Annotated in this window: 7 protein-coding genes; 6 read left to right on the forward strand and 1 reads right to left on the reverse strand. The window is 69.2% G+C overall.

Annotated features, from left to right (window positions below):
• From DBR34_RS23650 to DBR34_RS16930, 3 genes are all read left to right on the forward strand, one after another.
• Positions 1 to 181, forward strand: a 181-nt coding sequence (locus DBR34_RS23650) for a sigma factor-like helix-turn-helix DNA-binding protein (protein ID WP_258224046.1), incomplete at its 5' end; no start/stop codon positions are given.
• A 128-nt stretch (positions 182 to 309) separates the two neighbouring features.
• A complete protein-coding gene (locus tag DBR34_RS16925; protein ID WP_128097656.1) occupies positions 310 to 1,272 on the forward strand; it encodes a FecR domain-containing protein in 963 nt (320 codons plus the stop codon).
• A gap of 158 nt (positions 1,273 to 1,430) precedes the next feature.
• Entirely contained in the window at positions 1,431 to 4,355 is a 2,925-nt protein-coding gene (locus tag DBR34_RS16930; RefSeq protein ID WP_128097657.1) for a TonB-dependent receptor, read from the forward strand.
• A gap of 52 nt (positions 4,356 to 4,407) precedes the next feature.
• Here the strand turns inward: DBR34_RS16930 and DBR34_RS16935 are convergent, their stop codons facing one another.
• On the reverse strand, positions 4,408 to 4,665 hold the full coding sequence (locus DBR34_RS16935) for a DUF2789 domain-containing protein (RefSeq protein ID WP_128097658.1): 258 nt from the start codon (positions 4,663 to 4,665) through the stop codon (positions 4,408 to 4,410).
• Between the two features lie 198 nt (positions 4,666 to 4,863).
• On the opposite strand from DBR34_RS16935, the gene DBR34_RS16940 reads away from it, so the two are divergent.
• From DBR34_RS16940 to exbB, 3 genes are all read left to right on the forward strand, one after another.
• Positions 4,864 to 5,457 (forward strand): biliverdin-producing heme oxygenase, encoded by a 594-nt coding sequence (locus tag DBR34_RS16940; RefSeq protein WP_128097659.1) that lies wholly within the window; start codon positions 4,864 to 4,866, stop codon positions 5,455 to 5,457.
• Positions 5,457 to 5,834, forward strand: a complete 378-nt coding sequence (locus DBR34_RS16945) for a YbaN family protein (protein WP_128097660.1) — start codon at positions 5,457 to 5,459, stop codon at positions 5,832 to 5,834. The genes DBR34_RS16940 and DBR34_RS16945 overlap by 1 nt, the downstream gene beginning before the upstream one ends.
• Before the next feature lie 64 nt (positions 5,835 to 5,898).
• Positions 5,899 to 6,436, forward strand: a 538-nt coding sequence (exbB, locus tag DBR34_RS16950) for a tonB-system energizer ExbB (protein WP_258224047.1), incomplete at its 3' end; no start/stop codon positions are given.

Below are 6,436 nucleotides of genomic sequence, written 5' to 3' on the forward strand. Positions count from 1 at the left end.
GCGCGTGCTCGCCGCCGCCGCGCACCTGCCCGAGCCCACCCGCACCATCTTCCGGCTCAACCGCCTGCAGGGCCTGACCCAGGTCGACGTGGCCAAGCGCCTCAAGGTGTCGGTGACGACCGTGGAGAATCACGTGCGCGCCGCCCTGCAGCGCCTGGCGTGGGCCCGCAACGGGCGCTGATGCCCCGCGCGCGCGTCAGGGCATTGGGGAACCGCACCCGTCATTCGTCTTGATCATACTGGGGCGTGTCGCGTGCCCCGCTTCCGTCCCTGCGGGTGTCATCGCCCGACCGCGCCAACCCGCCAGCCATGAGCCCGCCGCACATCGATCCGCTTCCGCCGCCGTCCACATCGTCCGATCCCGTCGCCGTGCAGGCGCAGGCGTGGATTGCGTGGCTGGCCTCCGGCACGGCGGACGACACCGGCATGCAGGCCTTCGAGCACTGGCTGGCCGAGCCGGGCCACCGGCGCGTGTTCGAACGCGAACGCCAGCTCTGGCGCAGCCTGGGGCCACGGCCGCAGTCCACCCTCGCGCCGCCGCGCCGGCACGTCCGCGCGCGCCGCTGGTCGCTGGCCGCTGCGGCGGTGCTGGCGCTGGCCTGGGTAGCACCGGACGCGTGGCTGCGGCTGCAATCGGACCACCGCACCAGTACCGGCATCGCCGAGGTGTGGTTGCCCGACGGCAGCCGCGCCGTGCTGGATGCCGAGTCGGCCATCGCCGTGCAGTTCGACGGCCAGGTGCGCCGCATCGCGCTGTTGCGCGGTCGTGCCTGGTTCCAGGTGGCGCCCGGCCAGCCGCAGCGGTTTGAAGTACGCGCGCAGGGCGGGGTGGTCGAGGATATTTCCACCGCGTTTGCGGTCTCCAGCGACGCCACCGGCGTGCAGGCCGACGTGGAACAGGGCCAGGTGCGGGTGGCGGCCAGCGAGGGCGGTGGCTGGACCTGGCTGCAAGCCGGGCAGCGTGCCACGTTCGCGCCCGGTGGCCGGGTGCAGCGGCTGGCCGACCAGGCGCCCGACCGGATCGCGGCATGGCGGCAGGGCGAACTGCTGCTGGATGAAGTGGGGGTTGCCGATGCGGTGCAGCGCATCGGGCGCTATCGGCGCGGGCCCACCTTTGTGCGCGGCGACCTGTCGCAGCTGCCCGCGGTCAACGCGGCGTTCCGCATCGACCGGCCCGAACAGGCGCTGGACGCACTCGCCGGCAGCGCCGGTCTGCGTGTCACCCGCCTGCCGATGGGCGTGGCGATCGTGCAGGTCGACGCCCGTCGATAGCCGCGCGCGCTGTCCGAACTGAATTGGTCTTGGGGGCGTCGCCGCCCCAGTCGTCTCACCCCCCGAACGTACCCGCCGCCGCCACGTACTTCGCAGCGCCCGCACACCGTATGCGGGGACGTCGCTTCTGCGATATCGCCTTCTCGACAGGTTCCATCATGCGTATCACCTCCTTCCCGGGCCGTTCGCCGCGTCCGTCCCGTCTCTGCATCGCCTTGTTGGCCGCCGGCCTGGTCGCCGCGCCTGCATTCCCGGCGATGGCCCAGGCCAGCACGTCCGGCGCTGCCGCCCTGCATCGCTTCGATATTCCCGCCCAGCCGCTGGCCGAGGCACTGCGTACCTACATGCGCCAGTCCGGTGTGCAGGTGGCCTGGCCGGCCGCGCTCACCGAGGGCGTGCGCTCCAGCGCGGTCAGCGGCGAACTCGACGCGCAGCGGGCACTGCAGCAGCTGCTGCGTGGCAGTGGCCTGGTGATGCGCAGTGTCGGCCCCGATGCGGTGACCCTGGAAGCGGCCGCCACCGCCAGCCGCGAGGACGGGGTGATCGTCACCGACGCGTTGCGGGTGGCCGGCGAGCAGTCCGGCGACGGCGACAGCGATGCCGCACGCGCACTGGATGTGTACCGCACCACCGGTTCCAGCGTGTACGTGCCGCGCGCCACGATCGAACGCTTCCGCGGCACCTCCGCGGCCGATATCGTCAAGGGCGTGGTCGGCGTCACCGCTGGCGACCCGCGTACCGCCAACGCGCTGGACCTCAACATCCGCGGCATCCAGGGCCAGAGCCGCATCCCGGTCATCATCGACGGCGGCCAGTCCAGCATGGACACCTACCGGGGCTACGCCGGCCAGTCGCAGCGCACCTACCTGGACCCGGACCTGATCTCCAGCCTCACCGTGACCAAGGGCCCCAGCCTGGGCGCCAATGCGTCCGGCGGCATCGGCGGCGTGGTCGAGATGGAGACGTTGAAGATCGGCGACGTGCTGCGCGAGGGCCAGGACGTCGGCCTGCGCGTACGCAGCGGCGTGTCCAACGGCAGCGCACGCGATGTGCCGGCCTATGGCGCCGCGCCGCGCAGCAACCGCAACAGCCTGGGCGGGCAGTTCTTCAACATCGCCGGTGGCAAGCACTGGGATGCGTTCGACCTGGTCGCCGCCTACGCCTGGCGGGATACCGGCAACTACTACGGCGGCAAGCACGGCTACGACGACTTCCCGCAGACCCGGCGCACGCTGGCCCCGTTGAACCCGCCCAACACCGAAGTGTTCAACACCTCGTCCAAGTCCAATTCGGTGCTGTTGAAGGGCACCTGGCGCATCGACGACACCCAGACCCTGGAAGCGGGCTACCGCCACTACAGTGGCCGCCAGGGCGAGATCATGGCTTCGCAGATCATTCGCGTGGACCGCGACCGCGTGCCGCAGTGGGAGCCGGGCAGCGTGGACATGGACGCCTACAACCTGCGCTACCGCTTCAACCCGGGCAACGACCGGGTCGATCTGAAGGCCAACCTCTGGTACACCGACGCCGACAGCCTGATGTACAACGGCCTGACCGGCATCACCCCGTGGTACTTCGACCGCCGCACCGAGTGGTACGACGGCCCGAGCTTCAACACCGACCCGGGTTACAAGGACGCCTATCGCAACAGCATGCAGCAGCAGCGGCTCGGCTTCGACGTGTCCAACACGACGCACCTGATTACCGATGCCGCGGGGGTGTTCACCTTCGACTATGGCCTGTCCTTCAGCGACGAGGACGTCGGGCCCGGCAAGAATGCGCCGATCAAGCACGACGACCTGATCAACAACCGTTTCCTGCGCAACGCCGACCGCAAGGAATACAGTGCGGTGGCCTCGATGAAGTGGCAGCCCGACGATCATTGGGAAGTGCTGCTGGGCGGACGCTTCAACCGCGTCAGCGTGCACGACCGCAACCGCCTGGCCACGCCGGACGGCGAGGAAGTGATCGGCCAGTACCGCTACACCCAGCTGCTGGACGGCAACCCGGCGCTGCCGGCCTGGCGTGCCAAGCGCATCGCCATGCTCAACTGGTACCCCGATGCGAACGGCCAGTTCACCGAAGCGTCGCTGCTGGCCTCGCCGTACAAGAAGGGCACCGTGGCCGACATCACCGGCTGGAACTTCCACGACATGAGTGAGGTCGAGGACCTGATCGTGCCGACAAGCTGGACCTGGTCGCAGCCGATCCGCCGCACCGATCATGCGTTCATGCCCACCGCCAGCGTCACCTACCACTTCAACGACGACAGCATGATCTACGTGAAGTACGCCGAAGGCGTGAAGCTGCCGAGCCTGTTTGAAAGCACGCTGGGTCTGTTCACCGCTGCCAAGCCGATCGGTGGCGAGCTCAAGCCCGAGCGCGCCGGTACCTGGGAAATCGGTGCCAGCACCGTCCGGCAGGGGCTGTTCACCGACGGCGATACGGCCGCCTTCAAGCTCGCGTACTTCAACACCCGCATCGATGACCTGATCACCCGCGACTACCGCACGCTGTCGGCCGGCTACATCCGCAACATCGACCGCTTCAAGGTGTCGGGCATGGAATTCCAGTCCAGCTACGATGCCGGCAAGGTGTTCGCCGACCTGTCGGCGCACTACTACTTCGACGCCAAGACCTGTGCGCCGGACATCGCCGCAGAGCGTCGTGCCTACGGCGTGCAGCGCAGGATCGAGGAACTGGCCAACACCCCCGACTGCGTCGATGGCGGCTTTGAAGGCTCCTACAGCAACACGCAGAATCCGCCGCGCTACACCGTCAACCTGACCCTGGGCTCACGCCTGTTCGATGAGCGGCTCAGCGTTGGCACCCGGGTGATCCACAACGCCGGTCCGATCAGCAAGCTGGACAAGGAATGGAACGTCGGCCTGTCGGCGATCCAGCAGCTGTACCGCCCGGCCACCGTGGTGGACCTGTTCGCCAGCTGGCAGGCCAGCGAGCAGTTCGCGGTGGACCTCAACGTCGACAACCTCACCGACCGCTATTACCTGGATCCCCTGGCGCTCGGCGTGATGCCGGCACCGGGCCGGATCGTGCGGCTGGCGCTGACCTGGCGCTACTGAGGGTGAAGTGATGTACCCCACGGGGCCGGCAACTGCCGGCCCCGTGTTCGTTTCAGGCGCCGGTCTGCTGCGCAACCGCGTCGGCGTGCAGGGCCTCGCCCAGCTCATCAACGATGATGGCCCAGTCCGCATCGGACTTGAGCTGCTCGGCCAGGAACTGGCGCTGGCCATCATTCCAGAACGGCGCCTCCACCAGGGCCACCTCGGCGGGCAGCTGGTGGTCGACGATGAAGCGGGCGATCGCCTCGTCGCTGGCATCCAGGCCCAGCTGCAGGAACAGGTTGGTCATGCGCGGTTCGGTGGTGATCATCATGGCGGGGTCCTCCTCAAGAATGTGCCGCCATTATCGGTGCAGGCGCGTGAGGCCGGCATCGCCGGATCGGGTAGGGACGCTCGTACAACCAGGCTTGGGGTTGCTGCCGCGGCAGACGTCTCACTCGGGAAACCTGCGCACGGCCTGCTCCCGGCCCTGCGCGGGCTGCATTCCCCATTGCCCAGCACGAGCGCCATGACCGTCATCGATACCCTTGAAGCCACCCGCAGCCAGCGCCTGAAGGCCGCCACCCGCGACAGCCACGGCGCGCTGGACAAGCGCATCATGGCCGGCGACATCTTCGCCAGCCGCGGCCAGTTCGCGCGTTTCCTGCGCGTGCAGTACCGCTTCCATCGCGATATCGACGCGCTCTACGCCAATGCCGCGCTCGACGCCCTGCTGCCGGATCTGGAGGCACGCCGCCGGCTGCCGCTGATCGCCCGCGACCTGGCCGACCTCGAACAGATCCTGCCGGCCCCGGTGCCGATGCGGCTGGACCCGGACCTGGCGCTGCCGGCCGCGCTGGGCTGGCTGTACGTGGCCGAAGGCTCCAACCTGGGCGGCACCATCCTGTACAAGATGGCCGCCAGGCTGGGGCTGGACGCCGGGTTCGGTGCACGCCACCTGGCCGCGCATCCCGACGGTGCCGCGCGCCATTGGCGCGCGTTCACCGCCGCGCTCGACGGGGTGGTGCTGGACGACGCGCAGGAACAGCAGGTCATCGATGCCGCCGATGCAGCGTTCCGCAGCGTGCACGGCCACGTTGAACGCGAGTTCGACGCGCGCTGATGCGCTGGTTGTGGTTCTGCCTGGGGTGGGTGATGGTGGCGCTGGGCGTGATCGGCGCGCTGCTGCCGGTGATGCCCACCACCATCTTCCTGATCCTGGCGGTGGGCTGCTTCGCACGCAGCTCGCCACGGTTTGAACGCCGGCTGCTTGACCACCCACGTTACGGCCCGGCCTTGCGCCTGTGGCGCGAGCAGGGCGCGGTGAGCCGCAAGGGCAAGGCCTTCGCGGCCGGCGGCATGGCGTTCGGCTTCGTGATGTTCTGCTGGGGGGCGCATCCGTCGTGGCGGCTGTTGCTGGGCGTGGGCGCCTTCTTCATTGCCAGCGCAGCCTATGTGCTGTCGCGGCCGTCGCCGCGCCTGCCGCCCACACCCGATTGAGCCTGCCCCTTCTTGCGGCGCTGGTGGCAGCAACGCCGCGCCTCCTTTCCTGATGAGCCTGACCATGACTGTGTTGCTTCCCTTCGCCATCGCCATCGCCGCCCCGGCACCTGCACTGACGCCATGGGGCATGTACCTGGCCGCCGACGTGGTGGTCAAAACAGTGATGATCGGCTTGGCCATTGCGTCGGTGGCCACCTGGACGGTGCTGCTCGCCAAGGGCTGGGAGCTGGCACGCGAGCGCCGCCGCCTGCTGCAGGCGCGCGCGCTGCTGCTGGACAGCGTGCAGCTGCCCGATCCACAGGTCGACCCGCGCCTGCAGGAAGAACCGGTGCGCCTGTTGCTGGAGGCGGCGCGTACCGAGCTGCGGCTGTCGCCGCACGGGGGCGACCCGGCGGGGGTGAAGGAGCGCGTCGGCTCGCGCCTGGAGCGCATCGAGCTGGCCTGTGCGCGGCAGGCGAGGCGCGGCATCGGCGTGCTCGCCAGCATTGGCGCGATCGCGCCGTTCGTGGGCCTGTTCGGCACCGTGTGGGGGATCATGAACAGCTTCGTCGGGATCGCCCAGTCCAACACCACCAACCTGGCGGTGGTGGCGCCCGGCA

Origin of the sequence: Stenotrophomonas sp. HMWF003 (assembly GCF_003061285.1) — a bacterium.
GTDB lineage: Bacteria > Pseudomonadota > Gammaproteobacteria > Xanthomonadales > Xanthomonadaceae > Stenotrophomonas > Stenotrophomonas maltophilia_AP.

Coding starts and splice junctions, on each gene's coding strand:
- DBR34_RS16925 (WP_128097656.1), top strand. CDS start 310: ATGAGCCCGCCGCACATCGATCCGCTTCCGCCGCCGTCCACATCGTCC.
- DBR34_RS16930 (WP_128097657.1), top strand. CDS start 1,431: ATGCGTATCACCTCCTTCCCGGGCCGTTCGCCGCGTCCGTCCCGTCTC.
- DBR34_RS16935 (WP_128097658.1), bottom strand. CDS start 4,665: ATGATCACCACCGAACCGCGCATGACCAACCTGTTCCTGCAGCTGGGC.
- DBR34_RS16940 (WP_128097659.1), top strand. CDS start 4,864: ATGACCGTCATCGATACCCTTGAAGCCACCCGCAGCCAGCGCCTGAAG.
- DBR34_RS16945 (WP_128097660.1), top strand. CDS start 5,457: ATGCGCTGGTTGTGGTTCTGCCTGGGGTGGGTGATGGTGGCGCTGGGC.